Genomic DNA, 26,985 nt, shown 5'->3' on the forward strand with positions numbered 1-26,985 from the left:
CGGGAAAGAGTGGAGGGCGGCCCGGATTCAGGCCGCGAGCGATTCGACGCCGCGATTCGCGAGCGCGTCGGCGCGTTCGTTTTCGGGGTGGCCCGCGTGGCCCTTCACCCAGCGCCATTCGACGTCGTGCTGCACGACGAGCGCATCGAGCCGCTTCCACAGGTCGGCGTTCTTCACGGGCGTCTTCGCCGCGGTGACCCAGCCTTTCTTCTTCCACCCGTGGATCCACTCGCTGATGCCTTTCTGCACGTATTGCGAGTCGGTATGCACGATCACCCGGCACGGCCGCTTGAGCGCCTCGAGCGCGGCGATCACGCCCATCAGCTCCATGCGGTTGTTGGTCGTGTTCGGCTCGCCGCCGAACAGTTCCTTTTCTTGGGTGCCGTAGCGCAGCAGCGCACCCCAGCCGCCGGGGCCGGGGTTGCCCTTGCAGGCGCCGTCGGTATAGATGTCGATGGTGTCGGTTGTCATGAACGTTCTTGGTGGGTGGTCGGGGAGGCCGCCGGCGTCAGGCCCGGTGCGAGCACGGGCTTCTTCATCCTGATCGGGCCGACGAGACGCATGCCGCGCACGCGCTTGACGGCCGTCACCATGTAGACGGCGCCGAAGATCGGCCACCAGCGGTCGCCGGCGGCCTCCATGAAGCCGTAGCGGGCCAGCCACTGATCGGTGGCGAGCGGCGGCCGGTAGCAGCCGAAGCGGCCGCGTTCGAGGTCGAAGCCGAGCAGCTTGATCCAGTCCTTGAGCCGGATGAACGCGATCTGGTCGCGCGTGGCCGGCACGAACGGGCGGTTCGCCATGCGCCCGAACGACTGCCGCATGCCCCACAGGCTGAGCGAGTTGAAGCCGGTGATCACGAGCTGGCCTTCCGGCATCAGCACGCGCTCGGCCTCGCGCAGCAGGCGGTGCGGATCGGACGTGAATTCGAGCGTGTGCGGCATCACGATCAGGTCGACGCTTTGCGACTCGAACGGCAGGTCGAGCAGATCGCACCAGGTCGTGCTGCGATCGGCCGGCGCGTGGGCCGCCGCGTGCGTTTCGCGCGCCCGCGGATACTGATACGGCGCGCTCGCGCCGCTCGCCGGGTCGAGCACCAGGCCGCGATACGGCATGCGGTTCTCGCGCAGCGCGTCGAGCTGCGGCAAGCCGAGCTGCAGCGCGTGGAAGCCGAAGACGTCGGACACGATCCGGTCGAGCTGCGCCTGCTCCCAGCCCAGCACGTAGCGGCCGGGCGGCGAGTCGGTCCAGGCGGGCCAGTCTATAATTTGACGGTCAGACATAACGATGATTGCGCGCCCATGAACGAGCTGGAATACGTGCCGGTTCCGGCATTCGAAGACAACTATATCTGGCTCGTCTCGGACGGCTGCGATGCGATCGCCGTCGACCCGGGTGAAGCCGCGCCCGTACGCCGGGTTCTTGCCGAACGAGGCTGGCGGTTGACCGCTATTTTACTCACGCACCACCACGCCGACCACGTCGGCGGTGTCGAGGCGCTGCGCAATAGCCAACCGGCCGATGCTCCGCTCGCCGTTTACGGCCCCGCGGCCGAAGCGATCGACGTGGTCACGCGGCCGCTTTCGGGCGGCGATCGCGTGACGCTCGACGCACCGGCCGTCGCATTCGACGTGCTCGACGTGCCGGGTCATACGCGCGGCCATATCGCGTATTTCCAGCGGGTCGGGCAGGGCAACGCGGCGCCGCACGTGTTCTGCGGCGACACGCTGTTCTCGTGCGGCTGCGGCCGCCTGTTCGAAGGCACGCCCGCGCAGATGCTCGCGTCGCTCGACGCGCTCGCGGCGCTGCCGGGCGACACCCGCGTGCATTGTGCACACGAATACACGCTGTCGAACATCCGCTTCGCGCTCGCGTGCGAGCCCGACAATGCGGCGCTCGCGGCGTGGCGCGACGACGCGCAGGCGCTGCGGGCGCGCGGCGTGCCGACGCTGCCCACTACGATCGCGCACGAGCGTGCCGTTAACCCGTTCATGCGGGCGGACAACGCGGCGATCCACGCGACGCTCGAGGCCGAGCTGCACGAAACGGTGACGGATCGTCTGGCGGCGTTCACGCTGATGCGCGAATGGAAAAACCGGTTTCGATGACGTTTTCCGGAGGACTCCAAAGCTCAAGCGGTGCCTGTAAAAATTGCTCCAAATGTAGGATTTCGCTGAGTTTTCGGTGTTTTTATTGACGTGAAGCACGCACTTCCGTAGTATCGCCTGCAATTTCCAGCCGTCGGAAGCCGAGATTTTCATGCGACTTATATTGAGTGCGATGGTGGTGCTACTCCTCGCCGCGTGTGCGAGCCAGCCCCCTGTCGCCAACAACGCCGCCGATTCGCAGGCGACGTCCAACTACCTCCGTAAATCAGCCACCGCCAAAGAAACTGTCGACGTCGACAAGCAATCCGTCGGCGACCTGACCAGTGCAGACTCCGATCTCTGGGCGCGCATCCGTCGCGGCTTCCAGATGCCCGACCTGCAGAGCGATCTCGTCGACATGCAGACGACCTGGTACACGCAGCGGCCCGATTACGTGCAGCGCATGACCGAGCGCTCGCAGAAGTACCTGTATCACATCGTCGAGGAGCTCGAGGCGCGTCACATGCCGACCGAGCTTGCGCTGCTGCCGTTCATCGAGTCCGCGTACAACCCGCAGGCGCTGTCGGTCGCGAAAGCGGCCGGCATGTGGCAGTTCATGCCCGGCACCGGCCGCACGTACAACCTGAAGCGCAACATGTGGCAGGACGAGCGTCGTGACGTGCTCGCGTCGACGAGCGCCGCGCTCGACTACCTGTCCCGCCTGCACGACATGTTCGGCGACTGGTATCTGGCGCTGGCCGCGTACAACTGGGGCGAGGGCAACGTGCAGCGCGCGATCGCGCGCAACCAGGCGGCCGGCCTGCCGACCGACTACCAGAGCCTGCGGATGCCGAACGAGACGCGCAACTACGTGCCGAAGCTGCAGGCGGTGAAGAACATCATCGCGAGCCCGCAGCAGTACGGCCTGACGCTGCCCGATATCCCGAACCACCCGTATTTCGTGACGGTCACGACGTCGCGCGACATCGACGTGGCGGTGGCCGCGAAGCTCGCGAACCTGCCGCTCGACGAGTTCCGCTCGCTGAACCCGTCGTTCTCGAAGCCGGTGATCCTCGGCGCGACCGAGCCGCAGATCCTGCTGCCGTTCGACAACGCGTCCGCGTTCGAGAAGAGCCTGAAAGCCTACAGCGGCCAGCTGTCGTCGTGGACCACCTACACGGTCAGCGAGCGTGCGCGCCCGGCCGCGATCGCCGAGAAGATCGGCGTCGACGCCGATACGCTGATGTCGGTCAACAAGATTCCGGCCGGCATGCGCCTGAAGCCGGGCTCGACGATCGTCGTGCCGCGCGGCGACGACGACGACGAGGACATCAGCGCCGACGTCGCCGAAAACGGCGTGCTCGCGATGGAGCCGGACGTTCCCGATACGCGCAAGATGCTGATCCGCGTGCGCCGCAAGCAGTCGATGGCGGCGATCGCCGGCCGCTACGGCGTGTCGGTCGGTCAGTTGAAGGCGTGGAACCGTACGCACCGCGATCTCGCGATGCCGGGCCAGGCGCTCGTGCTGCACGTGCCGGTCGGCCGTGCGGTGCCGGCGGAACCCGGTCCGGAACGGATCGCGACGTCGACGGGCGGTGCGCACATCGAGCGCGCGAGCCTGGCGGTGGGCGGCAAGTCGCACGGCGGCAAGCGCGGCGCCGCCAAGTCGTCGGCGAAGCCGGCGAAGGCCGCGCCCGCGAAAGCCGCCCCCGCGAAAGCCGCGCCGGCCAAGACCGCCGCGCACAAGGGCAAGAAGAAGTAAGCGCGGGGGTGCGCACGGCGTGGCGGCCGGTAACGCCCGCACGATTGCGCTATCATCCGACGAATTCGACGAAACGCCGTCACCGAGGTGACGGCGTTTTCGTTTGCGCGCGGCGCGGCGGCGCTGCGTCGCGCGTCTTCATATGACAAGGGGAAGCGATGTCGTCGGTGCAGGTGAGGGTGCTCGCGCTGTTTTCGGTCGGGTATTTCGTGTCGTATGTGTTTCGCGGCGTCAATCTGGGCTTCGCGCCGTTCGTCACGCACGAGCTCGGGCTGTCGGCCGCCGATCTCGGCCTGCTCACCAGCCTCTATTTCCTCGGCTTCGCCGGCGCGCAGATTCCGGCCGGCGTGATGCTCGACCACTTCGGCCCGCGCCGCGTGACGGCCGGCATGCTGCTGTTCGCGGCGGCCGGCGCGGCCGTGTTCGGCGCGGCGCACGGCATCGGCGCGATGATGGTCGGCCGCCTGCTGATCGGCGTCGGCGTATCGGTGTGTCTCGGCGCGGCGTTCAAGGCGCTCGCGCAGCATTTTCCGGTCGGCCGGCTGCCGCTCGTCAACGGCCTCGTGATGGCCGTGGGCGGTCTCGGCGGCGTGATGGTCGGCTCGCCGCTGACCTGGCTGCTCGGCTGGACGAGCTGGCGCGCGATCTGTTTCGGCCTCGCGGCGCTGACGGTGGTCGTGGCGGCGTCGATCGGCTTCGGGGCGCCCGACGCGCAGCAGGCACGCCATCAGGGCGGGCTCGTCAGCCAGTTCAAGGGCACGTGGCACATCCTGAGCAGCCGCGCGTTCTGGAAGATCGCGTCGTTTTCCGTCGTCACGCAGGGCGTGTTCTATGCGATGCAGTCGCTGTGGGTCGGCCCGTATCTGCGCGATGTCGGCGGGTTCGATGCGCCGCATGCCGCGCGCCTCGTGTCGGTGCTCGGCTTCGCGATGATGGCCGGCTGCGTCGGCTTCGGCGCGGCGGCGCGCGTGCTCGAGCGGCGCGGCGTGTCGGTCTACGCCACTTGCGGTATCGGCATGGCGCTGTTCGTCGCGACGCAGTTCGCGATCGTCGCGCGCGTGCCGTTGCCGCCGGCCGGGCTGTGGGCCGCCTATGGCATGTTCGGCGGCGTGGGCATCCTGACCTACGCGGTGATGGCCGGCCATTTTCCCGCCCATCTGATCGGTCGCGCGAACACGACGCTCACGCTCGTGATCTTCCTGCTGATCTTCGCGTTCCAGATCGGCGTCGGTGCCGTGCTGTCGCACTGGCCGGCGGTCGACGGCCGTTATCCGGCGGCCGCGCATTTCACCGCCTGGGGCGTGCTGCTCGCGCTGCAGCTCGCGAGTGCGGTCTGGTACGCGTGGCCTGCGCGCGGCACTGGCCAAGCGCACTGATCCGGCGGTACGCTGACAGGTAGGGCGGCCCCGGAAACGGGGCCGTAGCACGCCGCGCCGCGCCGCGGAGTGCGGCGCGACCGCGATCGGACGGCCATATCAATTGAAGATAGGCCCATTTTCAGGCTATAATTTGAAAGTTTGTGCTGATCAACCTCGCACCCTAGCGCCTACCTCATACATCCCGTTCATCCGCCGCACGCCGTCTGTCGGGCGATGCCGCGAAGCCTCGTGCGCCATGCGCCGGGTTCGCGTCTCGACAACGCAGGCCGCGTCCAGCTAGCGACCGCGCGCGCCCACGCAGCGCGGCGCTCGCGCGGCAGGGTAAACAGGTCGGCAGCAGGGTGTTCCCCAAGGAGCCTCCCGTGTTGCCGTCTTTTTCTCCCGCCTTGCTTGCACTCGCCGACGGCACGGTCTTTCGTGGTTATTCGATCGGGGCCGAAGGCCATACGATCGGCGAAGTCGTGTTCAATACCGCGATCACCGGCTATCAGGAAATCCTGACTGATCCGAGCTACTCGCGCCAGATCGTCACGCTCACCTATCCGCATATCGGCAACGTCGGCGTGAACGCCGAAGACGTCGAAGCCACGAAAGTCCATGCCGCCGGCCTGATCATCCGCGATCTGCCGACGCTCGCATCGAACTTCCGCATGGACCGCACGCTCGGCGACTACCTGCGCGACGAAGGCGTCGTCGCGATCGCCGGCATCGACACCCGCAAGCTGACCCGCATCCTCCGTGACAAGGGCGCGCAGAGCGGCTGCATCCTGACGGGCTCCGACGACGAAGCGAAGGCGATCGAGCTCGCGCGCTCGTTCGAGGGCCTCGCCGGCATGGATCTCGCGAAGGTCGTGTCGACCGCCAAGCCGTTCGAGTGGAAGCAGACGGAATGGCGTCTCGAAGGCGGCTACGGCATGCAGGAAGCGCCGAAGTATCGCGTCGTCGCGTACGACTTCGGCGTCAAGTACAACATCCTGCGCATGCTCGCGGAGCGCGGCTGCCACGTGACGGTGCTGCCCGCCCAGGCCAGCGCGGCCGATGCGCTCGCGCTGAATCCGGACGGCGTGTTCCTGTCGAACGGCCCCGGCGATCCGGAGCCGTGCGATTACGCGATCGCGGCCACGAAGGAGTTCATCGAGCGCGGCGTGCCGACCTTCGGCATCTGCCTCGGCCACCAGATCATGGGCCTCGCGGTGGGCGCGAAGACGCTCAAGATGAAAACGGGCCACCACGGCGCGAACCATCCGGTGAAGGATCTCGGCGACGGCCGTGTCGTGATCACGTCGCAGAACCACGGCTTCGCGGTCGACGCCGATTCGCTGCCGGCCAACGCGCGCGTGACGCACGTATCGCTGTTCGACGGCACGCTGCAGGGCTTCGAGCTGACCGACAAGCCGGCGTTCTGCTTCCAGGGCCACCCGGAAGCGTCGCCTGGCCCGCACGACATCGGCTACCTGTTCGACCGTTTCACCGCGCTGATGGACGCGGCGAAGCAGCGCAACGCTTAACGTCATCGACGCAACCGAAGGACGGGAGATTCGCATCATGTTCGGCCACGCACTCGGCATCACGGATATCTGGACCTACGTGTTCGGCGTGATCTTCATCATCCTGCTGCCGGGGCCGAACTCGATGTACGTGCTGTCGCTCGCCGCGCAGCGCGGCGTGAAGGCCGGTTATCGCGCGGCCTGCGGCGTGTTCGTCGGCGATACCGTGCTGATGGTGCTGTCGGCCGCGGGCGTCGCGTCGCTGCTGAAGGCGAACCCGCTGCTGTTCTCCGTCGTCAAGTACGGCGGCGCCGCGTACCTGCTGTACATCGGCATCGGGATGCTGCGCGGCGCGTGGAGCAAGCTGCGCGCGCGCGGCGATGCGCCGGTCGAGGCGCCGCAGGCGGACGACGGCGAGCGGTCTTTCGACAGGCCGTTCCGCAAGGCGCTGATCGTGAGCCTGCTGAATCCGAAGGCGATCCTGTTCTTCATCTCGTTCTTCATCCAGTTCGTCGACCCGGCATTCCCGCATCCCGCGCTGTCGTTCGTCGTGCTCGGGGCGATCGCGCAATGCGCGAGCTTCCTGTACCTGAGCACGCTGATCTTCGCGGGGGCGCGGCTCGCCGAGCATTTCCGTCGCCGCCGCAAGCTCGCGGCAGGCGCGGCGAGCAGCGTGGGCGGCCTGTTCATCGGTTTCTCGGTGAAGCTTGCGCTCGCGACCATGAGCTGAGCGCCGCCGGCCGACCCACGACAACGATTACTTATTGAATTCACAAGCCATGCCAAAACGCACAGACATCAAGAGCATCCTCATCATCGGCGCCGGCCCGATCATCATCGGCCAGGCGTGCGAGTTCGACTATTCGGGCGCGCAGGCTTGCAAGGCGTTGCGTGAGGAGGGCTACAAGGTCGTTCTCGTCAACAGCAACCCGGCGACGATCATGACCGACCCGAATACGGCCGACGTGACCTACATCGAGCCGATCACGTGGGAAGTCGTCGCGCGCATCATCGAGAAGGAGCGCCCGGACGCGATCCTGCCGACGATGGGCGGCCAGACCGCGCTGAACTGCGCGCTCGACCTGCACCACCACGGCGTGCTCGAGAAGTTCGGCGTCGAGCTGATCGGCGCGTCGCCGGAAGCGATCGACAAGGCGGAAGACCGCCAGAAGTTCAAGGACGCGATGACCAAGATCGGTCTCGGCTCCGCGAAGTCGGGCATCGCGCACTCGATGGAAGAAGCGACCAAGGTGCACGCCGAGATCATGGCGGCCACCGGCGGCAGCGGCTACCCGGTCGTGATCCGTCCGTCGTTCACGCTCGGCGGCTCGGGTGGCGGCATCGCGTACAACCGCGAAGAGTTCGAGGAGATCTGCAAGCGCGGTCTCGACCTGTCGCCCACGCGCGAGCTGCTGATCGAAGAGTCGCTGCTCGGCTGGAAGGAATACGAGATGGAAGTCGTGCGCGACCGCGCCGACAACTGCATCATCGTCTGCTCGATCGAAAACCTCGACCCGATGGGCGTGCACACCGGCGACTCGATCACGGTCGCGCCTGCACAGACGCTCACCGACAAGGAGTACCAGATCCTGCGTAACGCATCGCTCGCGGTGCTGCGCGAGATCGGCGTCGACACGGGCGGCTCGAACGTGCAGTTCTCGATCAACCCGAAGGACGGCCGCATGGTCGTCATCGAGATGAACCCGCGCGTGTCGCGTTCGTCGGCGCTCGCGTCGAAGGCCACCGGCTTCCCGATCGCGAAGGTCGCCGCGAAGCTGGCGGTCGGCTACACGCTCGACGAGTTGAAGAACGAAATCACCGGCGGCCAGACGCCGGCGTCGTTCGAGCCGACGATCGACTACGTCGTCACGAAGATCCCGCGTTTCGCGTTCGAGAAGTTCCGCGAAGCCGATTCGCGCCTGACCACGCAGATGAAGTCGGTCGGCGAAGTGATGGCGATCGGCCGCACGTTCCAGGAATCGTTCCAGAAGGCGCTGCGCGGCCTTGAAGTCGGCGTCGACGGCCTCGACGAGAAGTCGACCAACCGCGACGAGATCGCGATCGAGATCCACGAGCCGGGCCCGGATCGCATCTGGTACGTCGGCGATGCGTTCCGCATCGGCATGACGGCCGAGGAAATCTTCGCGGAAACCGCGATCGACCCGTGGTTCCTCGAGCAGATCGAGCAGATCATCCTGAAGGAAAAGGCGCTCGGCGGCCGCACGCTCGCGTCGCTGACGTTCGACGAGCTGCGCTACCTGAAGCAGAGCGGCTTCTCCGACCGCCGCCTCGCGAAGCTGCTCGGCGCGACGCCGGAAGACGTCCGCAAGCGCCGCGTGGAACTGAACGTGCGCCCGGTCTACAAGCGCGTCGACACGTGCGCGGCCGAGTTCGCGACGAAAACGGCCTACATGTACTCGACCTACGAGGAAGAGTGCGAGGCGCAGCCGACCACGAACAAGAAGATCATGGTGCTGGGCGGCGGCCCGAACCGGATCGGCCAGGGCATCGAGTTCGACTACTGCTGCGTGCACGCGGCGCTCGCGATGCGCGAGGACGGCTATGAAACGATCATGGTCAACTGCAACCCGGAAACGGTGTCGACCGACTACGACACGTCCGATCGCCTGTACTTCGAGCCGCTGACGCTCGAAGACGTGCTCGAGATCGTCGACAAGGAAAAGCCGGTCGGCGTGATCGTCCAGTACGGCGGCCAGACGCCGCTGAAGCTCGCGCTCGACCTCGAGGCGCACGGCGTGCCGATCGTCGGTACGTCGCCGGACATGATCGACGCGGCCGAAGACCGCGAACGCTTCCAGAAGCTGCTGCAGGACCTCGGCCTGCGCCAGCCGCCGAACCGCACCGCCCGCGCCGAAGACGAAGCGCTCGCGCTGGCCGACGAAATCGGCTATCCGCTCGTCGTGCGTCCGTCGTACGTGCTCGGCGGCCGCGCGATGGAAATCGTCCACGAGCCGCGCGACCTCGAGCGCTACATGCGCGAGGCCGTGAAGGTGTCGAACGATTCGCCGGTGCTGCTCGACCGCTTCCTGAACGATGCGATCGAGTGCGACGTCGACTGCATCTGCGACGGCGAAGCCGTGTTCATCGGCGGCGTGATGGAGCACATCGAGCAGGCGGGCGTTCACTCGGGCGACTCGGCGTGCTCGCTGCCGCCGTACTCGCTGTCGAAGGAAACCGTGACCGAACTGAAGCGCCAGACGGGCGCGATGGCGAAGGCGCTGAACGTGGTCGGCCTGATGAACGTGCAGTTCGCGATCCAGCAGGTGCCGCAGGCGGATGGGTCGAAGCAGGACATCATCTACGTGCTGGAAGTGAACCCGCGCGCGTCCCGCACGGTGCCGTACGTGTCGAAGGCGACCAGCCTGCCGCTCGCGAAGATCGCGGCGCGCGCGATGGTCGGCCAGAAGCTCGCGCAGCAGGGCGTGACGAAGGAAATCGAGCCGCCGTATTTCAGCGTGAAGGAAGCGGTGTTCCCGTTCGTCAAGTTCCCGACCGTCGATCCGGTCCTCGGGCCCGAAATGCGCTCGACGGGCGAAGTGATGGGCGTCGGCCAGACGTTCGGCGAAGCGCTGTTCAAGTCGCAGCTCGCGGCCGGTTCGCGCCTGCCGGAGTCGGGCACGGTGCTGCTGACCGTGATGGACGCGGATAAACCGAAGGCCGTCGAAGTCGCGCGCATGCTGCACGACCTCGGCTACCCGATCGTCGCGACCAAGGGCACGGCTGCCGCGATCGAAGCGGCCGGCGTGCCGGTGAAGGTCGTGAACAAGGTGAAGGACGGCCGTCCGCACATCGTCGACATGATCAAGAACGGCGAGATCGCACTCGTGTTCACGACGGTCGACGAGACGCGCCAGGCGATCGCCGATTCGCGTTCGATCCGCATGAGCGCGCAGGCGCACAAGGTCACGTACTACACGACGATGTCGGGCGCGCGCGCGGCCGTCGAGGGCTTGCGCTACCTGAAGGATCTGGAAGTCTATGATTTACAAGGTCTTCACGCTCGCCTAAACTAAGCGGTCAGTTACCTGTCGAAGCAACACGTGCCGCGATTAGGCGGTGTTTCCAGTGCATCGGAAGCGCGCTTAATCGCGGTGATTTTTTTTATAGCCGTTTTTAGCGATTGAGCCGTTTATGAGCACCATTCCGTTGACAAAGCGTGGCGCAGAGCAACTGCGCGATGAATTGCAGCGCCTCAAGTCCGTCGAGCGGCCGGCCGTGATCAACGCGATCGCGGAGGCCCGCGCACAGGGCGACCTGTCCGAAAACGCCGAATACGATGCCGCGAAGGAAAAACAGGGCTTCATCGAGGGGCGCATCGCCGAACTCGAATCGAAGCTGTCCGCCGCGCAGGTCATCGACCCCACGGTGCTCGACGCCGATGGCCGCGTGGTGTTCGCCGCGACGGTCGAGCTCGAGGATCTCGAGTCGGGCGACACCGTCAAGTACCAGATCGTCGGCGACGACGAAGCCGACATCGATCACGGCCTGATCTCGGTCAGCTCGCCGATCGCGCGCGCGCTGATCGGCAAGTCCGAAGGCGACGTCGCGGCCGTGCAGGCGCCGAGCGGCGTGCGCGAGTACGAAATCATCTCGGTCAGCTACATCTGAAGCGGGGCGACGTGATGCCGCATCGCGTGTTCCGTCTGCTGTCGGCCGTGTGGGTCGGCAGCCTGCTGACGATCGGGTATGCGGTCGCGCCCGTGTTGTTCAAGACGCTGGAGCGGATGACGGCCGGTTCGGTCGCCGCCCAGCTGTTTCGCATCGAGGCGATCCTCGGCGTCGTGTGCGGCGTGCTGCTGCTCGCGTTGTCGAACCAGCAGGTGCGGCGCGGCATCAGCGAATATCGCCGCGTGCGCTGGATCGTTGCCGCGATGGTCGTGTGCGTGCTGGTCGGGTATTTCGCGCTGCAGCCGTTCATGAACGCGCTGCGGGTGGCCGCGATGGATGCGGGCACCGATATCGCGAATTCGCCGTATGCGAGCCGCTTCGGGATGCTGCACGGCGTCTCGAGCGTGTTCTATCTCGTCGAGAGCGTGCTGGGGCTGATGCTGATCTGGCGTCTGCCGGCGCGCGACGCCTGAGCGGCGCGCCGGGGCAGGGCGGCACGGGAATCCGTGCCGCACCGGCGTGTTACTTGCCCTGGAACGGCCGCTTGGTGCTGGCCTGGCGCTTTTTCGCACGCTTCACGGTGCCGCCTGCGGTCACGCGCTCGTTGCCGCGCACGGTGACCTTGACCGGCCGCGGACGGCGCACGGGGCTCGCGTTCGGCGACACCTTGACGACCTTGACGGTGCGCGGCGCACGACCCTTGCGGTCGTCGGCGGCTTCGGCCGCGCTCGGCAGCGCGCCGGCACGACGGCCGCGGGTCGGGGCCGCAACCGCCGCCTCGGGCTTCCAGATCACCAGCAGCTTGCCGATGTGCTGGATCGGCGCCGCGTTCAGGCGGTCGCAGATCTCGTCGTAGATCGCGACGCGCGTGTCGCGTTCGTCGCCGAACACGCGGATCTTGATCAGTTGGTGCGCGTCGAGGTGCACCTTGATTTCCTTCAGTACGGCGTCGGTCAGCCCTTCGGCGCCGATCAGCACGACGGGCTTGAGCGCATGGGCCTGGGAGCGCAGCGCGGAGCGCTCGGCGGGAGAAAGCGAAAGGGCGGGCATGGAAATGTCGAAATCTTAATAAGGGCGCGCCGACTGGATAGCGATCGCGGAACGTTACCGCGTCAGCCGTGCGCCGAAACCACGTAAAATCGCGGCTTGGGCCTGAAAAGGGGCCGCAGCCGCGCGAAGAAGACGCGTATTATCCGCTAAAAGCGCGGCTTCACGAAGCAATTGGCAGCAATCTCTCTCTCGAATGGCAAAAAACCGCTTCAACCAGCACTGGCTGCACGACCACATCAACGACCCGTACGTCAAAATGGCGCAGCGGGAGGGCTATCGCGCGCGCGCCGCGTACAAGCTGAAGGAAATCGACGAGCAGGACAAGCTGATCCGTCCGGGCCAGGTGATCGTCGATCTCGGCGCGACGCCGGGCAGCTGGAGCCAGTATGCCCGCAACAAGCTCGCGCAGGGCAAGAAGCGCGACGCGGCGCGCGAAGGCGGCATCGACGGCACGATCGTTGCGCTCGACATCCTGCCGATGGAGCCGATCGCCGACGTCCACTTCCTGCAGGGCGACTTCCGCGAGGACGACGTCCTCCACCAGCTCGAAGAAGTGCTCGAAGGCCGCGCAGTGGACCTTGTTATTTCCGACATGGCCCCCAACCTGTCCGGGGTGGCCTCGGCGGACGCGGCGCGCATCGAGCATCTCTGCGATCTGGCGCTCGAATTCGCGCAGAACCATCTGAAGCCGGACGGTGCGCTGCTCGTGAAGTGTTTTCACGGCAGCGGCTACAGCCAGATCGTCGAGAAGTTCAAACAGCAGTTTAAGGTCGTCGCGCCGCGCAAGCCCAAGGCATCCCGCGACAAATCGTCCGAAACGTTCATTTTGGGTCGGCAACTGAAGCACCCGCGCTGATGCGCAAACGGGCTCCGGCCCTTGCCAGACAAGCGAAGCGCTATCGCGGCGGTTGTCAATGCTTATGGCAGGGGTGGTCGGACTGGATTAGAATGACCGAGGGGCGCCGCAAGGAAAATGTAGGCGCTCGTCTACGAGTGAAGGAGTGGTGCTTTGAACAACAATATGTTTTCGAAGGCAGCGGTGTGGCTGGTGATCGCACTGGTGCTGTTTACGGTGTTCAAGCAGTTCGACAAGCCCCGCGTCCAGGAAGGCGTGTCCTATTCGCAGTTCATGGACGACGCCAAGAACGGCAAGGTCAAGAACGTCATCGTTCAGGGGCGCAACCTCACCGTCACTCCGGCTGATGGCCAGAAATACCAGATCGTGTCGCCCGGCGACATCTGGATGGTCGGCGATCTGATGAAGTACGGCGTGCAGGTCAGCGGCAAGGCCGACGACGAGCCGAACGCGCTGATGTCCGCGCTGTATTACCTCGGGCCGACGATCCTGATCATCGCGTTCTGGTTCTACATGATGAGGCAGATGCAGGGAGGCGGCAAAGGCGGCGCATTTTCGTTCGGGAAATCGCGTGCGCGGCTGATCGACGAGAACAACAATGCGGTGAACTTCTCCGACGTCGCGGGCTGCGACGAAGCGAAGGAGGAAGTGTCCGAGCTCGTCGACTTCCTGCGCGATCCGCAGAAATTCCAGAAACTGGGCGGCCGCATTCCGCGCGGCGTGCTGCTGGTCGGCCCTCCGGGTACCGGCAAGACGCTGCTCGCTCGCGCGATCGCGGGTGAAGCGAAGGTGCCGTTCTTCAGCATCTCGGGTTCGGACTTCGTCGAAATGTTCGTCGGTGTCGGTGCGGCCCGCGTGCGCGACATGTTCGAGCAGGCGAAGAAGCATGCGCCGTGCATCGTGTTCATCGACGAAATCGACGCGGTCGGCCGTCATCGCGGCGCCGGCATGGGCGGCGGCAACGACGAGCGCGAGCAGACGCTGAACCAGATGCTCGTCGAGATGGACGGCTTCGAGGCGAACTCGGGCGTGATCGTGATCGCCGCGACCAACCGTTCCGACGTGCTCGACAAGGCGCTGCTGCGTCCGGGCCGTTTCGACCGTCAGGTGTATGTGGGCCTGCCGGACATCCGCGGCCGCGAGCAGATCATGCGCGTGCACCTGCGCAAGGTGCCGATCGCGAACGACGTCGACGCGGCGGTCATCGCGCGCGGCACGCCGGGCTTCTCGGGCGCCGATCTCGCGAACCTCGTGAACGAGGCGGCGTTGTTCGCCGCACGTCGCGGCAAGCGCATCGTCGAGATGCAGGATTTCGAGGACGCGAAGGACAAGATCTTCATGGGTCCGGAGCGCAAGTCGGCCGTGATCCGCGAGGAAGCGAAGCGCGCAACCGCGTATCACGAGTCGGGCCACGCGGTGATCGCGAAGCTGCTGCCGAAGGCCGACCCGGTGCACAAGGTCACGATCATCCCGCGCGGTCGCGCGCTGGGCGTCACCTGGCAGTTGCCGGAGCATGACAACGAGACGTATTCGAAGGATTACCTGCTGGACCGCCTCGCGATCCTGTTCGGCGGGCGGGTGGCCGAAGAGCTGTTCATGAATCTGGTCAGCACCGGCGCATCGGACGACTTCAACAAGGCCACGCAGACGGCGCGTGCGATGGTTGCGCGTTTCGGCATGACCGACGCACTCGGGCCGATGGTCTACGTCGACGACGAGAACGATGCGTCGCCGTTCGGCCGCGGCTTCACGCGCACGATTTCGGAAGCGACGCAGCAGAAGGTCGACTCGGAAATCCGCCGCGTGCTCGACGAACAGTACAACCTCGCGCGTCGCCTGCTCGAAGAGAACCGCGACAAGGTCGAGGCGATGACGGCCGCGCTGATGGAGTGGGAGACGATCGACGCCGATCAGATCAACGACATCATGGAAGGCCGTCCGCCGCGCTCGCCGAAGAGCTCGCCGGCTGTCGGCGGCGATTCGTCGGGCGGCGGCAGCGCCGAGGTCAAGCCCGGCAGCGCGCCGGCGCCGGCTACGCCGGCGGCATAATCTCCGCTTTAGCACCGTTCACGGGCTGGTGTGGCTTCACACCGGCCCGTTTTGCATTCATCCACGCTAGTTGCTCGTGTCCGATTCCGCAGTGTCCCCGTTCATTCCCGCGCCGCTCCGGTGCGGCCGCTTCGAACTGACGTTCGAACGCCCGCTCGTGATGGGCATCCTCAACGCCACGCCCGATTCGTTTTCCGACGGCGGCCGCTTCCTCGCGCGCGACGATGCGCTGCGCCAGGCCGAGCGGATGATCGCCGACGGCGCGGACCTGCTCGACATCGGCGGCGAATCGACGCGCCCCGGCGCGCCGCCCGTGCCGCTCGACGACGAGCTCGCGCGCGTGATTCCGCTCGTCGAGGCGCTGCGGCCGCTGAACGTGCCGCTGTCGATCGATACCTACAAGCCGGCCGTGATGCGCGCGGCGCTGGCCGCCGGCGCGGACCTGATCAACGACATCTGGGGGTTCCGCCAGCCGGGTGCGATCGACGCGGTGCGCGACGGCAATAGCGGCCTGTGCGCGATGCATATGCTCGGCGAGCCGCAGACGATGCAGGTCGGCGAACCCGACTACGGCGACGTCGTGACCGACGTGCGCGACTTTCTCGCGGCCCGCGCGCAGGCGCTGCGCGACGCGGGGGTGGCGGCGGAGCGCATCTGCGTCGATCCCGGCTTCGGGTTCGGCAAGGCGGTCGTCGACGACAACTATGCGCTGCTGGCCGCATTGCCGGACACGGCACCGGCGCGACCCGACGGGCGCGCTTATCCGATTCTCGCCGGCATGTCGCGCAAATCGATGCTCGGCGCGGTGATCGGCGGCAAGCCGCCGATGGAGCGCGTCGCGGCGAGCGTGGCGGCCGCGGTGTGCGCGGTCGAGCGCGGCGCCGCGATCGTGCGCGTGCACGACGTCGCGGCGACGGTCGATGCGCTGAAAGTATGGAAAGCCGTGCGCGCAGCCGCGCGGCAACGATAAGCAAGTCAGAAAGACGAAGGAGGAAGGATCCCATGGGACGTCGATATTTCGGCACGGACGGCATTCGCGGCACGGTGGGCGACGCGCCCATCACGCCGGATTTCGTATTGCGTCTCGGCTATGCGGCCGGCAAGGTACTGGCCAGCTCGGCCGACGTCGCGGCAGGCTCGCGTCCGACCGTGCTGATCGGCAAGGACACGCGCGTGTCGGGCTACATGCTCGAAGCCGCGCTCGAGGCCGGATTCTCGGCGGCCGGCGTCGACGTGATGCTGGCCGGCCCGATGCCGACGCCCGGCGTCGCGTACCTGACGCGTGCGCTGCGTCTGTCGGCCGGTGTCGTGATCAGCGCGTCGCACAACCCGTATCACGACAACGGGATCAAGTTTTTCTCGGCTGACGGCAACAAGCTGCCCGACGACACCGAGGCTGCGATCGAAGCGTGGCTCGACAAGCCGCTCGAGTGCGCGCCGTCGGACGGGCTCGGCAAGGCGCGCCGCCTCGACGACGCCGGCGGCCGCTACATCGAGTTCTGCAAGAGCACGTTCCCGGCCGCGTTCGACCTGCGCGGGCTGAAGCTCGTGATCGATTGCGCGCACGGCGCCGCGTACCAGGTTGCGCCGCACGTATTCCACGAACTCGGCGCCGACGTCATTCCGATCGGCGTCGCGCCGAACGGCTTCAACATCAACGACGGCGTCGGCGCGACCGCGCCGGATGCGCTGGTGCGCGCGGTGCGGGCGAACCACGCCGATCTCGGCATTGCGCTCGACGGCGACGCCGATCGCCTGCAGGTCGTGGACGCGACCGGCCGCCTGTACAACGGCGACGAGCTGCTCTACGTGCTCGTGAAGGACCGGATCGCGACCGACGGCAAGGTCGACGGCGCGGTCGGCACGCTGATGACGAACCTCGCCGTCGAAGTCGCGCTGCAGCGCGAGGGCGTGAAATTCGTGCGGGCGGCGGTCGGCGACCGCTACGTGCTCGAGCAGTTGCGCGAGCACGGCTGGCAGCTCGGCGCGGAAGGGTCGGGCCACATCCTGTCGCTCGACCGGCACTCGACCGGCGACGGCATCGTGTCGGCGCTGCTCGTGCTGGCCGCGCTCAAGCGCAGCGGCCGCACCCTCGCGCAGATGCTCGACGGCGTCACGCTGTTCCCGCAGAAGCTGATCAACGTGCGGATGAAGCCGGGCGCCGACTGGAAGGGCAGCGCGTCGATTCGCGCCGCGATCGATGCAGCCGAAGCCGCGCTCGCCGGCAGCGGCCGTGTGCTGATCCGCGCATCGGGCACGGAGCCCGTGCTGCGCGTGATGGTCGAAGCGCAGCAGGCGGCCGATGCCGTGCGCCATGCGGAGACGATCGCCGACGCGGTGCGCGCGGCGACGACCTGACCTGCGCCGGGGCGCGCAACGGTCCGACGGACCCGCGCGCCGGCTGTCGATGAATGTGCGTACGGCGCCCTCGGGCGCCGTCGTTTCGTCTGACGCAAAGGTTTGCCTTACCTAATAGAAGCGACGTTCGGCACACGCGCTGTTCCGACCGAATCATGCATTCGACCCCAAAATCATGACTCTTGCCCGGGCGGGTTTCCCGTCCGGCTGACGGTGCGCTACGATGCGCCCGCACGCCCGTGGGAAAGGGCGTGCCTCCCGCCCTCTCCGAGCAACGCAATTCTTGCCGCCCGCGGCGCTCCCGCGCCTCGCCGCGCCACCCCGATACTCCCTTTCAACCAGTCATGTTACTGTCACGCCAGTTTCATCGATTGTCACATTACCGTCATGAGGAGCCCCTAACCTTCGCGGTGCCGTAGTCATCCGCTCACACACTGGAGGTCTCATGAAATTGATGCAAACCGCGATTGCCGGCCTGGCTGGCGCGCTTTTCGCCGTCGCCGCCCACGCTGCCGACATCACGGGCGCAGGTAGCACGTTCGCGATGCCGATCTATACGAAATGGGCTGCGGACTACCAGCAGTCCGGCGGTTCGAAGGTCAACTACCAGGGCATCGGCTCGTCGGGCGGCCTGAAGCAGATCGTCGCGAAGACGGTCGATTTTGCCGGTTCGGACGCACCGCTGAAGGACGAAGAGCTCGCGAAGGAAGGCCTGTTCCAGTTCCCGACGGTGGTCGGCGGCGTGGTGCCGGTCGTCAACGTGCCGGGCGTGAAGGCCGGCGAACTGACGCTGTCGGGCCCGGTGCTCGGCGACATCTACCTCGGCAAGATCAAGAAGTGGAACGACCCGGCGATCGTCGCGCTGAACCCGAAGGTCAAGCTGCCGGATACGGACATCGCCGTGGTCCGCCGCGCTGACGGTTCGGGCACGAGCTTCATCTGGACGAACTACCTGTCGAAGGTCAACGACGAGTGGAAGTCGAAGATCGGCGAAGGCACGACGGTCAACTGGCCGACGGGCACGGGCGGCAAGGGCAACGACGGCGTCGCGGCCTTCGTGCAGCGCCTGCCGGGCGCGATCGGCTACGTCGAGTGGGCGTACGCGAAGAAGAACAACATGACCTACACCGCGCTGAAGAATTCGACGGGCACGGTGGTCGAGCCGAAGACGGAAACGTTCAAGGCGGCAGCCGCAGGCGCGAACTGGTCGAAGTCGTTCTACCAGATCCTGACGAACCAGCCGGGCAAGGAAGCATGGCCGGTCGTCGGTGCGACGTTCGTGCTGCTGCACGCGAAGCAGGACAAGCCGGAGCAGGGCGCGGAAACGCTGAAGTTCTTCAGCTGGGCGTTCAAGAACGGCGAGAAGGCAGCCGACAGCCTCGACTACATCTCGCTGCCGGCGTCGGTCGAGACGGAAATCCGCAAGCAGTGGAAGACGAAGGTGACGGACGCTTCGGGCAAGCCGGTCGCCGCCGAGTAAGCCATCCAGCGGTTCGCTGCCCGGCCGTGCCGGTCGGGCAGTGTGTGCGGTAAAGCCGGGCGTTACGGCGCCCGGCAATCAAAAGCAGGCACCCATGTCTGATATTTCATACACGTCCTCCCGATCGCCCGACAGTGCACAGCGCGCGCCGAGCCGTCTCGGGGATGTCCTGTTCGGCGGCCTTGCGCGGCTCGCCGCGATCGTGACCCTGCTGTTGCTGGGCGGGATCATCGTTTCCCTGATCATTGCGTCGATGCCGACCATCCAGAAGTTCGGCCTCGGCTTCCTGTGGCAATCCGAGTGGGATCCCAACTCGGACATCTACGGCGCACTCGTGCCGATCTACGGCACCATCGTGACGTCGATCATTGCGCTCGTCATTGCAGTGCCGGTCAGTTTCGGCATCGCGTTGTTCCTCACCGAGCTCGCGCCCGTGTGGCTGCGCCGTCCGCTCGGCATCGCGATCGAACTGCTCGCCGCGATTCCGTCGATCGTGTACGGCATGTGGGGGCTGCTCGTGTTCGCGCCGATCTTCGCCGAATACTTCCAGAAACCGATCGGCCGCCTGTTCAAGGACGTGTGGGTGCTCAGCCCGCTGACGTCCGGCGCGCCGATCGGCATCGGCATCCTCGCGGCCGGCGTGATCCTCGCGATCATGATCATCCCGTACATCGCGTCGGTGATGCGCGACGTGTTCGAGGTCACGCCGGTGCTGCTGAAGGAATCGGCATACGGAATCGGCTGCACGACCTGGGAAGTGATGTGGAAGGTCGTGCTGCCCTATACGAAGACCGGCGTGATCGGCGGCGTGATGCTCGGCCTCGGCCGCGCACTCGGCGAAACGATGGCCGTGACCTTCGTGATCGGCAACACCAACCTGCTCGACAGCGTGTCGCTGTTCGCGCCGGGCAACAGCATCACGTCGGCGCTCGCGAACGAATTCGCGGAAGCGCAGCCGGGCCTGCATACGTCCGCGCTGATGGAACTGGGCCTGATCCTGTTCGTGATCACGTTCATCGTGCTGTCCATCTCCAAACTGCTGCTGCTTCGTCTCGAGAAGGGAGAGGGCAAGAAATGAGCGAGCCCATCATGAATTTCCCGGGGCCGGACGGCGCCGCGCTCGACGCGATGCGCAACCGCCTGCAGCGCAAGCGCAAGGCCATCAACGCGATCGCGCTCGCCGCGTCGCTCGGCGCGATGGCCTTCGGCCTGGTGTGGCTCGTGTGGATTCTCTACACGACGGTGCACCTCGGCGTCGGCGGCCTGTCGCTGCAACTGTTCACCGAATCGACGCCGGCGCCGAACACGGAAGGCGGCGGTCTCGCGAACGCGATCGTCGGCAGCTTGCTGCTGTGCGGCTTCGGCACGCTGGTCGGCACGCCGATCGGTATCCTCGCGGGCGTCTATCTCGCCGAATACGGCCAGAAGAACCTGCTGGCGAGCACGATCCGCTTCATCAACGACATCCTGCTGTCGGCGCCGTCGATCGTCATCGGCCTGTTCGTGTACGCGATCGTCGTCGCGAAGTCGGGGCGCTTCTCGGGCTGGGCCGGCGTGATCGCACTCGCGCTGCTGCAGATCCCGATCGTGATCCGCACGACCGAGAACATGCTGAAGCTCGTGCCGAATGCGCTGCGCGAAGCGGCCGTCGCGCTCGGCACGCCGAAGTGGCGCATGGTGCTGAAGATCACGCTGCGCGCGTCGGTCGGCGGGATCGTGACGGGCGTGCTGCTCGCGGTCGCGCGGATCGCCGGCGAAACGGCGCCGCTGCTGTTCACCGCACTGTCGAACCAGTTCTTCTCGTGGGACATGAGCCAGCCGATGGCGAACCTGCCGGTCACGATCTACAAGTTCGCGATGAGCCCGTTCGCGGAGTGGCAGTCGCTCGCATGGGCGGGCGTGTTCCTGATTACGCTCGGGGTGCTCGGACTGAACGTCCTGGCGCGCTCGATCTTCTCGAAAAAGTAACGGCGGAGCAATCCGATGAATATGGCAGAAAGCCACCTGAATCCCGTCGAGCGCAACGCTGCGCCCACCGGCACGCACGATGCGGCGAACGGCCGTCCGCTCGCGCCGCTGAACGCGAAGATCGAGGTCAACAACCTCAACTTCTTCTACAACAAGTTCCATGCGCTGAAGAACATCAACCTGCGCATTCCCGAAGGGAAGGTGACGGCGTTCATCGGCCCGTCGGGCTGCGGCAAGTCGACGCTCTTGCGCACGTTCAACAAGATGTTCGCGCTCTATCCGGAGCAACGCGCCGAAGGCGAAATCCTGATGGACGGCGAGAACCTGCTGACGACGAAGCGCGACATCTCGCTGCTGCGCGCGCGGATCGGCATGGTGTTCCAGAAGCCGACCCCGTTCCCGATGTCGATCTACGACAACATCGCGTTCGGCGTGAAGATGTTCGAAAAGCTCACGCGTTCCGAAATGGACGACCGCGTCGAATGGGCGCTCACGAAGGCCGCGCTGTGGAACGAAGTGAAGGACAAGCTGAGCCAGAGCGGCTACGGGCTGTCGGGCGGCCAGCAGCAGCGTCTGTGCATCGCGCGCGGCATCGCGATCCGTCCGGAAGTGCTGCTGCTCGACGAACCGTGCTCGGCGCTCGACCCGATCTCGACGGGCCGCATCGAAGAGCTGATCGCGGAGCTGAAGAGCGACTACACGGTCGTGATCGTCACGCACAACATGCAGCAGGCCGCACGCTGCTCGGATTACACGGCCTACATGTACCTGGGCGAGCTGATCGAGTTCGGCGAGACCGAAAAGATCTTCATCAAGCCGGTGCGCAAGGAAACGGAAGACTACATCACCGGCCGCTTCGGTTGATGACGGAGAACAACAGTCATGTCGGATAAACATCTGTCGAGCCAGTTCGATGCGGACCTGAATGCCGTGTCGTCGAAAGTGCTGGAAATGGGCGGCCTCGTGGAGTCGCAGATCGTCGGCGCGATGCACGCGCTGAACGAATTCGATCGCGAGACGGCCGAGAAGGTGATCGCGGCCGAGGAAACGCTGAACGCGATGGAAGTGGACATCGACCAGGAGTGCGGCAACATCATCGCGCGGAGGCAGCCCGCCGCGCGCGACCTGCGTCTTCTGATGTCGATTTCGAAAACGATTACGAACCTCGAACGCGCCGGCGACGAGGCCGAGAAGATCGCGAAGCGCGTGCGCCGCCTGGTCGACGAGCCGGCCGCGCGTGCGGTCAACATCGCCGAGATCAAGGTGTCGGGCGAGATGGCCGTGACGATCCTGCGCCGCGCGCTCGACGCGTTCGCGCGCCTGGATACGGTGGCCGCCGCGCAGATCGTCAAGGACGACAAGGAGATCGACATGGAGTTTCGCGCGTTCGTGCGCAAGCTCGTGTCGTACATGCAGGAAGATCCGCGCACGATCTCGGTCGGCCTCGAGTACCTGTTCATCGCGAAAGCGATCGAACGGATCGGCGACCACGCGAAGAACATCGCCGAATTCATCATCTACATCGTGAAGGGCACCGACGTGCGGCACCAGCCGCGCGACACGCTCGATCGCGAAGCCAACAGTTAATCGACTCCGTACAGGAAGAACAGAGGTGCCGATGCCCAGCAACATTCTCGTCGTTGAAGATGAGCCCGCGATTTCCGAACTGATCTCGGTGAATCTCCAGCACGCCGGTCACTGCCCGATCCGCGCGTACAACGCCGAACAGGCGCAGAACCTGATCAGCGACGTGCTGCCCGATCTCGTGCTGCTCGACTGGATGCTGCCGGGCAAGTCCGGTATCGCGTTCGCGCGCGACCTGCGCAACAACGAACGGACCAAGCACATCCCGATCATCATGCTCACCGCCCGCGGCGACGAGCAGGACAAGGTGCTCGGCCTCGAGATCGGCGCGGACGACTACGTGACGAAGCCGTTCTCGCCGAAGGAATTGATGGCGCGCATCAAGGCCGTGCTGCGCCGCCGCGCGCCGCAGCTGACCGAGGACGTCGTGTCGATCAACGGGCTGCGCCTCGATCCGGCCACGCATCGCGTCGCCGCGCACGGCGACGGCAGCGAGATCAAGCTCGATCTCGGCCCGACCGAGTTCCGCCTGCTGCATTTCTTCATGACGCATCCGGAGCGCGTGCACAGCCGCACGCAGTTGCTCGACCAGGTGTGGGGCGACCATGTGTTCGTCGAGGAGCGTACCGTCGACGTGCACATCAAACGATTGCGCGCGGCCTTGAAACCGGCCGGCTGCGATGCGATGATCGAAACCGTGCGCGGCAGCGGCTACCGCCTCGCCAAGCACGCGTAACGTATTCGGGCATGCCGTGTGCCGCGGCATGCCGTTCATTCTTTCGGACGCTGAATCATGAACATCATCTGGGCGCGCTTTCTGGTGTCGCTCGTGCTGCTCGTGCTGATCGGCGTATTGGTCGGCGTCTTCGCCGGCCCGACCGCGGGCCTTGCGTTCGTGGTCGTGATGCTGGTCGCGCAGGGCTTTTTCAGCACCTTCCATACGCAACGCCTGTGGCGCCTGCTCGATGCACCGGTCTACGGCGAGGTGCCGAGCGCGCCGGGCATCTGGGGCGAAATCTACTATCGGCTGCACAAGCTCGCGAAGCAGTGGCATGCGCAGGTGCGACAGGTCGAACAGCAGCACTCGCGCTTCATCCAGGCGATCCAGGCCTCACCGAACGGCGTCGCGATGCTCGACGACCACGACCAGATCGAGTGGTGCAACGCGATCGCCGAAGTCCATTTCGGCCTCGATGCGAAGCGCGACCTGCGCCAGCACATTACGAACCTGGTGCGCCATCCCGACTTCGTCCGCTATCTGAATGCGCAGCATTACGACGAGACGCTCGTGATGCGCGGCATGGGCGATTCGCGGCAGAACGTGCTGGCCGTGCAGGTGTTTCCGTACGGCGAGAACCGCAAGCTGCTGCTCACGCAGGACATCACCGAGCTCGAGCGCACCGACGCGATGCGGCGCGACTTCGTCGCGAACGTGTCGCACGAATTGAAGACGCCGCTCACCGTGCTGTCGGGCTTCCTCGAGACGATGCGCGAGCTGCCGCTGAACGAGGAGGATCGCGCGCGCTATCTCGACATGATGGAGCAGCAGGCGTCGCGGATGCGGCACATCGTGACCGACCTGCTGGTGCTCGCGAAGCTGGAAGGCGAGAGCAAGCCGCCGATCGATCACGCGATCGACATGCGTGCGGTGTTCGATCATCTGAAGGAAGATGCGCACACGCTGTCGAACGGGCATCACGACATCGCGTTCTCGATCGACGAGACGCTCGGCGTCACGGGCGCGCAGACGGAACTGTTCAGCGCGTTCGCGAATCTCGTCACGAACGCGATCCGCTATACGCCGGACGGCGGCAAGATCGTCGTGTCGTGGCGGCGCGAGGGTGCGCAGGGCGTGTTTTCCGTCACGGACAGCGGCTTCGGGATTCCGGCCGCGGACCTGCCGCGGCTCACCGAGCGCTTCTACCGCGTCGATCGCAGCCGGTCGCGCGATACGGGCGGCACGGGCCTCGGGCTCGCGATCGTCAAGCACGTACTGCAGCGGCACGACGCGCATCTGTACGTGCAGAGCGAGGAAGGGCGCGGCAGTACGTTCACCGCACGGTTCCCGGGCTCGCGCATCATCGCGATCCGGCCGGCCGCTTACGAAGCATGATCGCTTAGCGGCCCGGCATCAAAAAAGCAGCCCGCGGGCTGCTTTTTTTGGGGGGCGAAGCGGCGCTCGACCCGCATCGCGCCGGCGGCTCACGAGCAGAACTTCGCGAGTAACCCGAGCTGTGCGTTGCGGATCGTCTTGCCGGTGCGACGGCGGCGATAGTGGCCGTCGCTGTGCATTTGCCAGGCCGACTGATTGTCGCCCAGGCACACCGACAGCCCTTCGGCGATCACGCGCCGCTTGAGCTTGCGCTCGCGGATCGGGAACGCGACTTCGACGCGGCGGAACAGGTTGCGGTCCATCCAGTCGGCGCTCGACAGATAGACGTCCTCGGCGCCGCCCGCGTGGAAATAGTAGATGCGGTGGTGTTCGAGGAAGCGGCCGACGATCGAGCGCACCGTGATGTTTTCCGACAGCCCCGGCACACCGGGCTTCAGCGCGCAGACGCCGCGCACGATCAGGTCGACCTTGACGCCGGCCTGCGACGCTTCGTACAGCGCGGCGATCACCGACGGCTCCAGCAGCGCGTTCATTTTCGCGACGATGCGCGCGCGCTTGCCGGCTTGCGCATTGACGATCTCCGCGCGGATCGAATCGATGATGCGCGGATGCAGCGTGAACGGCGACTGCCACAGCTCGTGCAGCGTCAGTTCGCCGCCGATGCCGGTCAGTTGCTGGAATACGTGATGAACGTCCTCGCAGATCTTCTGGTCGGCCGTCATCAACCCGAAGTCGGTGTAGAGGCGTGCGGTGCGCGGATGGTAATTGCCGGTGCCGAGATGCACGTAGCGGCGCAGCGACGCCTTGCCGGCCTGCACGACGCGTCGCACGATCAGCATCATCTTCGCGTGGCACTTGTGGCCGACCACGCCGTACACGACATGCGCGCCGACGGCTTCGAGCTGCGACGCCCAGTTGATGTTGGTTTCCTCATCGAAGCGTGCGAGCAGCTCGACGACGACGGTCACTTCCTTGCCGTTGCGCGCGGCTTCCATCAGTGCGTCCATCAGCGGCGAGTCGGTGCCGGTGCGGTAGATCGTCTGCTTGATCGCGACGACGCTCGGGTCTCTCGCGGCCTGCTGCAGCAGTTCGAGCACCGGCTGGAAGCTTTCGTACGGGTGGTGCAGCAGGATGTCGCCGGCGTCGATCGCGTCGAACATCGTCGGCGCGTTGGTGATGGCGGCAGGCGTCGATGCGGTAAACGGCGTGAACTTCAGGTCGGGGCGGTCGACGAGATCGGGAATCTGCATCAGGCGCACGAGGTTCACGGACCCGGCCACGCGATAGCAGTCCTTGTCGCCGAGTTCGCTTTCCTCGAGCAGGCGTCGCACGATGTGCAGCGGCGTGTCGGCCGACACTTCGAGGCGTACCGCGTTGCCGAGGTGGCGCGCGGGCAGTTCGCCCTGCAGCGCGACACGCAGGTTCGTGATTTCGTCTTCGTCGACGAACAGCTCGCTGTTGCGCGTGATGCGGAACTGGTTGCAGCTCTTCACGACGAGTTGCGGGAAGAGTTCGCCGACGAAGCGCTGCATGAACGAGCTCAACAGCACGAAGCCGTGCTCGAAACCCGACAGCGCATGCGGCATGCGCACCACGCGCGGCAGCGCGCGCGGCGCCTGCACGATGCCCATCACGGCCTGGCGACCGAACGCGTCGCGGCCTTCGAGCTCGACGACGAAGTTCAGGCTCTTGTTCAGTACGCGCGGGAACGGGTGGGCGGGATCGAGGCCGATCGGCGTCAGCACGGGCAGCAGCTCGTCGAGGAAATAGCGGCGCGCCCATTCGAGCTGCTCGTCGTTCCACGAGTCGCTCGCGTGGAAGTAGATGCCTTCCTGTTCGAGCGCCGGCAGCACGGTTTCGTGCAGCATCGTGTACTGTCGATGAACGAGCCGCTGCGCGCGTTCGACGACGAGATCGTAAGCGTGCTGTAACGACATGCCGTCGGGCGTGAGCGCGCCGGGGTTGTCGCGGATTTGTTCCTGCAGGCCGGCCATCCGGACTTCGAAGAATTCGTCGAGGTTGCTGCTGGTGATGCAGATGAAGCGCAGGCGCTCGAGCAACGGCACTTGCGGGTCGGCCGCCTGGGCCAGCACGCGCTCGTTGAAACCGAGGATGCCGAGTTCACGATTGAGAAGCGGGTAACGGACGGACATCGGCAGAGTAGGGGGGAATTCAGGCGATGAATC

General features: G+C 65.9%; 23 protein-coding genes. 19 read left to right on the plus strand and 4 right to left on the minus strand.

The window, feature by feature from the left end; genetic code table 11:
- Positions 1–27: 27 nt before the first annotated feature.
- Positions 28–471: a ribonuclease HI gene (gene rnhA, locus WS54_RS19550; protein ID WP_034206943.1), complete on the minus strand. Its 444-nt coding sequence runs from the start codon at positions 469–471 to the stop codon at positions 28–30.
- Positions 468–1,280 carry a class I SAM-dependent methyltransferase gene (locus WS54_RS19555; protein WP_034206944.1) on the minus strand — a complete coding sequence of 271 codons (813 nt, stop codon included), beginning with the start codon at positions 1,278–1,280 and terminating at the stop codon, positions 468–470. The genes rnhA and WS54_RS19555 overlap by 4 nt, the downstream gene beginning before the upstream one ends.
- An 18-nt stretch (positions 1,281–1,298) precedes the next feature.
- On the opposite strand from WS54_RS19555, the gene gloB reads away from it, so the two are divergent.
- From gloB to WS54_RS19600, 8 genes are all read left to right on the plus strand, one after another.
- Positions 1,299–2,105 (plus strand): hydroxyacylglutathione hydrolase, encoded by an 807-nt coding sequence (gene gloB / locus WS54_RS19560; protein ID WP_059782630.1) that lies wholly within the window; start codon positions 1,299–1,301, stop codon positions 2,103–2,105.
- A gap of 151 nt (positions 2,106–2,256) precedes the next feature.
- Positions 2,257–3,846: a transglycosylase SLT domain-containing protein gene (locus WS54_RS19565; RefSeq protein ID WP_034206946.1), complete on the plus strand. Its 1,590-nt coding sequence runs from the start codon at positions 2,257–2,259 to the stop codon at positions 3,844–3,846.
- A 158-nt stretch (positions 3,847–4,004) separates the two neighbouring features.
- The gene (locus WS54_RS19570) at positions 4,005–5,222 is read left to right on the plus strand and encodes an MFS transporter (RefSeq protein WP_108041928.1); all 1,218 of its coding nucleotides are present in this window, start codon (positions 4,005–4,007) and stop codon (positions 5,220–5,222) included.
- 365 nt (positions 5,223–5,587) lie between these two features.
- Positions 5,588–6,733, plus strand: a complete 1,146-nt coding sequence (carA, locus tag WS54_RS19580) for a glutamine-hydrolyzing carbamoyl-phosphate synthase small subunit (RefSeq protein WP_034206947.1) — start codon at positions 5,588–5,590, stop codon at positions 6,731–6,733.
- A gap of 37 nt (positions 6,734–6,770) precedes the next feature.
- Complete coding sequence (gene leuE, locus WS54_RS19585) at positions 6,771–7,442, plus strand: leucine efflux protein LeuE (RefSeq protein WP_034206948.1); 672 nt, start codon at positions 6,771–6,773, stop codon at positions 7,440–7,442.
- Positions 7,443–7,491: 49 nt separating this feature from the next.
- The gene (gene carB / locus WS54_RS19590) at positions 7,492–10,746 is read left to right on the plus strand and encodes a carbamoyl-phosphate synthase large subunit (protein ID WP_059782632.1); all 3,255 of its coding nucleotides are present in this window, start codon (positions 7,492–7,494) and stop codon (positions 10,744–10,746) included.
- A 118-nt stretch (positions 10,747–10,864) separates the two neighbouring features.
- Positions 10,865–11,341, plus strand: a complete 477-nt coding sequence (greA, locus tag WS54_RS19595; RefSeq protein ID WP_034206950.1) for a transcription elongation factor GreA — start codon at positions 10,865–10,867, stop codon at positions 11,339–11,341.
- Between the two features lie 14 nt (positions 11,342–11,355).
- The gene (locus WS54_RS19600) at positions 11,356–11,814 is read left to right on the plus strand and encodes a DUF4149 domain-containing protein (protein ID WP_059782634.1); all 459 of its coding nucleotides are present in this window, start codon (positions 11,356–11,358) and stop codon (positions 11,812–11,814) included.
- 49 nt (positions 11,815–11,863) lie between these two features.
- Here WS54_RS19600 and WS54_RS19605 read toward each other — a convergent pair whose 3' ends face one another.
- Positions 11,864–12,391 (minus strand): YhbY family RNA-binding protein, encoded by a 528-nt coding sequence (locus WS54_RS19605; protein ID WP_059782635.1) that lies wholly within the window; start codon positions 12,389–12,391, stop codon positions 11,864–11,866.
- Between the two features lie 193 nt (positions 12,392–12,584).
- On the opposite strand from WS54_RS19605, the gene WS54_RS19610 reads away from it, so the two are divergent.
- From WS54_RS19610 to phoR, 11 genes are all read left to right on the plus strand, one after another.
- Positions 12,585–13,247, plus strand: a complete 663-nt coding sequence (locus WS54_RS19610) for an RlmE family RNA methyltransferase (RefSeq protein WP_034206952.1) — start codon at positions 12,585–12,587, stop codon at positions 13,245–13,247.
- A 153-nt stretch (positions 13,248–13,400) separates the two neighbouring features.
- Positions 13,401–15,296 (plus strand): ATP-dependent zinc metalloprotease FtsH, encoded by a 1,896-nt coding sequence (gene ftsH / locus WS54_RS19615; RefSeq protein WP_059782638.1) that lies wholly within the window; start codon positions 13,401–13,403, stop codon positions 15,294–15,296.
- Positions 15,297–15,372: 76 nt separating this feature from the next.
- A complete protein-coding gene (gene folP / locus WS54_RS19620) occupies positions 15,373–16,266 on the plus strand; it encodes a dihydropteroate synthase (RefSeq protein WP_034207873.1) in 894 nt (297 codons plus the stop codon).
- 32 nt (positions 16,267–16,298) lie between these two features.
- A complete protein-coding gene (gene glmM / locus WS54_RS19625) occupies positions 16,299–17,654 on the plus strand; it encodes a phosphoglucosamine mutase (protein WP_059782639.1) in 1,356 nt (451 codons plus the stop codon).
- Positions 17,655–18,099: 445 nt separating this feature from the next.
- The gene (gene pstS / locus WS54_RS19635; protein ID WP_034206955.1) at positions 18,100–19,134 is read left to right on the plus strand and encodes a phosphate ABC transporter substrate-binding protein PstS; all 1,035 of its coding nucleotides are present in this window, start codon (positions 18,100–18,102) and stop codon (positions 19,132–19,134) included.
- A gap of 94 nt (positions 19,135–19,228) precedes the next feature.
- Positions 19,229–20,212, plus strand: coding sequence for a phosphate ABC transporter permease PstC (pstC, locus tag WS54_RS19640; protein WP_059782641.1), 984 nt, complete (start codon positions 19,229–19,231; stop codon positions 20,210–20,212).
- Positions 20,209–21,102 (plus strand): phosphate ABC transporter permease PstA, encoded by an 894-nt coding sequence (pstA, locus tag WS54_RS19645; RefSeq protein WP_034206957.1) that lies wholly within the window; start codon positions 20,209–20,211, stop codon positions 21,100–21,102. Before pstC ends, pstA begins: the two co-directional genes overlap by 4 nt.
- Positions 21,103–21,117: 15 nt before the next feature.
- Positions 21,118–21,966, plus strand: a complete 849-nt coding sequence (gene pstB, locus WS54_RS19650) for a phosphate ABC transporter ATP-binding protein PstB (protein WP_034206958.1) — start codon at positions 21,118–21,120, stop codon at positions 21,964–21,966.
- 18 nt (positions 21,967–21,984) lie between these two features.
- The gene (phoU, locus tag WS54_RS19655; protein WP_034206959.1) at positions 21,985–22,689 is read left to right on the plus strand and encodes a phosphate signaling complex protein PhoU; all 705 of its coding nucleotides are present in this window, start codon (positions 21,985–21,987) and stop codon (positions 22,687–22,689) included.
- A 31-nt stretch (positions 22,690–22,720) separates the two neighbouring features.
- Positions 22,721–23,422, plus strand: a complete 702-nt coding sequence (phoB, locus tag WS54_RS19660; RefSeq protein WP_006750313.1) for a phosphate regulon transcriptional regulator PhoB — start codon at positions 22,721–22,723, stop codon at positions 23,420–23,422.
- 57 nt (positions 23,423–23,479) lie between these two features.
- A complete protein-coding gene (gene phoR, locus WS54_RS19665; protein ID WP_034206960.1) occupies positions 23,480–24,799 on the plus strand; it encodes a phosphate regulon sensor histidine kinase PhoR in 1,320 nt (439 codons plus the stop codon).
- A gap of 89 nt (positions 24,800–24,888) precedes the next feature.
- Here the strand turns inward: phoR and ppk1 are convergent, their stop codons facing one another.
- Complete coding sequence (gene ppk1, locus WS54_RS19670) at positions 24,889–26,952, minus strand: polyphosphate kinase 1 (protein WP_034206961.1); 2,064 nt, start codon at positions 26,950–26,952, stop codon at positions 24,889–24,891.
- Between the last annotated feature and the right edge of the window lie 33 nt (positions 26,953–26,985).

It is taken from the genome of Burkholderia sp. NRF60-BP8 (assembly GCF_001522585.2).
GTDB lineage: Bacteria > Pseudomonadota > Gammaproteobacteria > Burkholderiales > Burkholderiaceae > Burkholderia.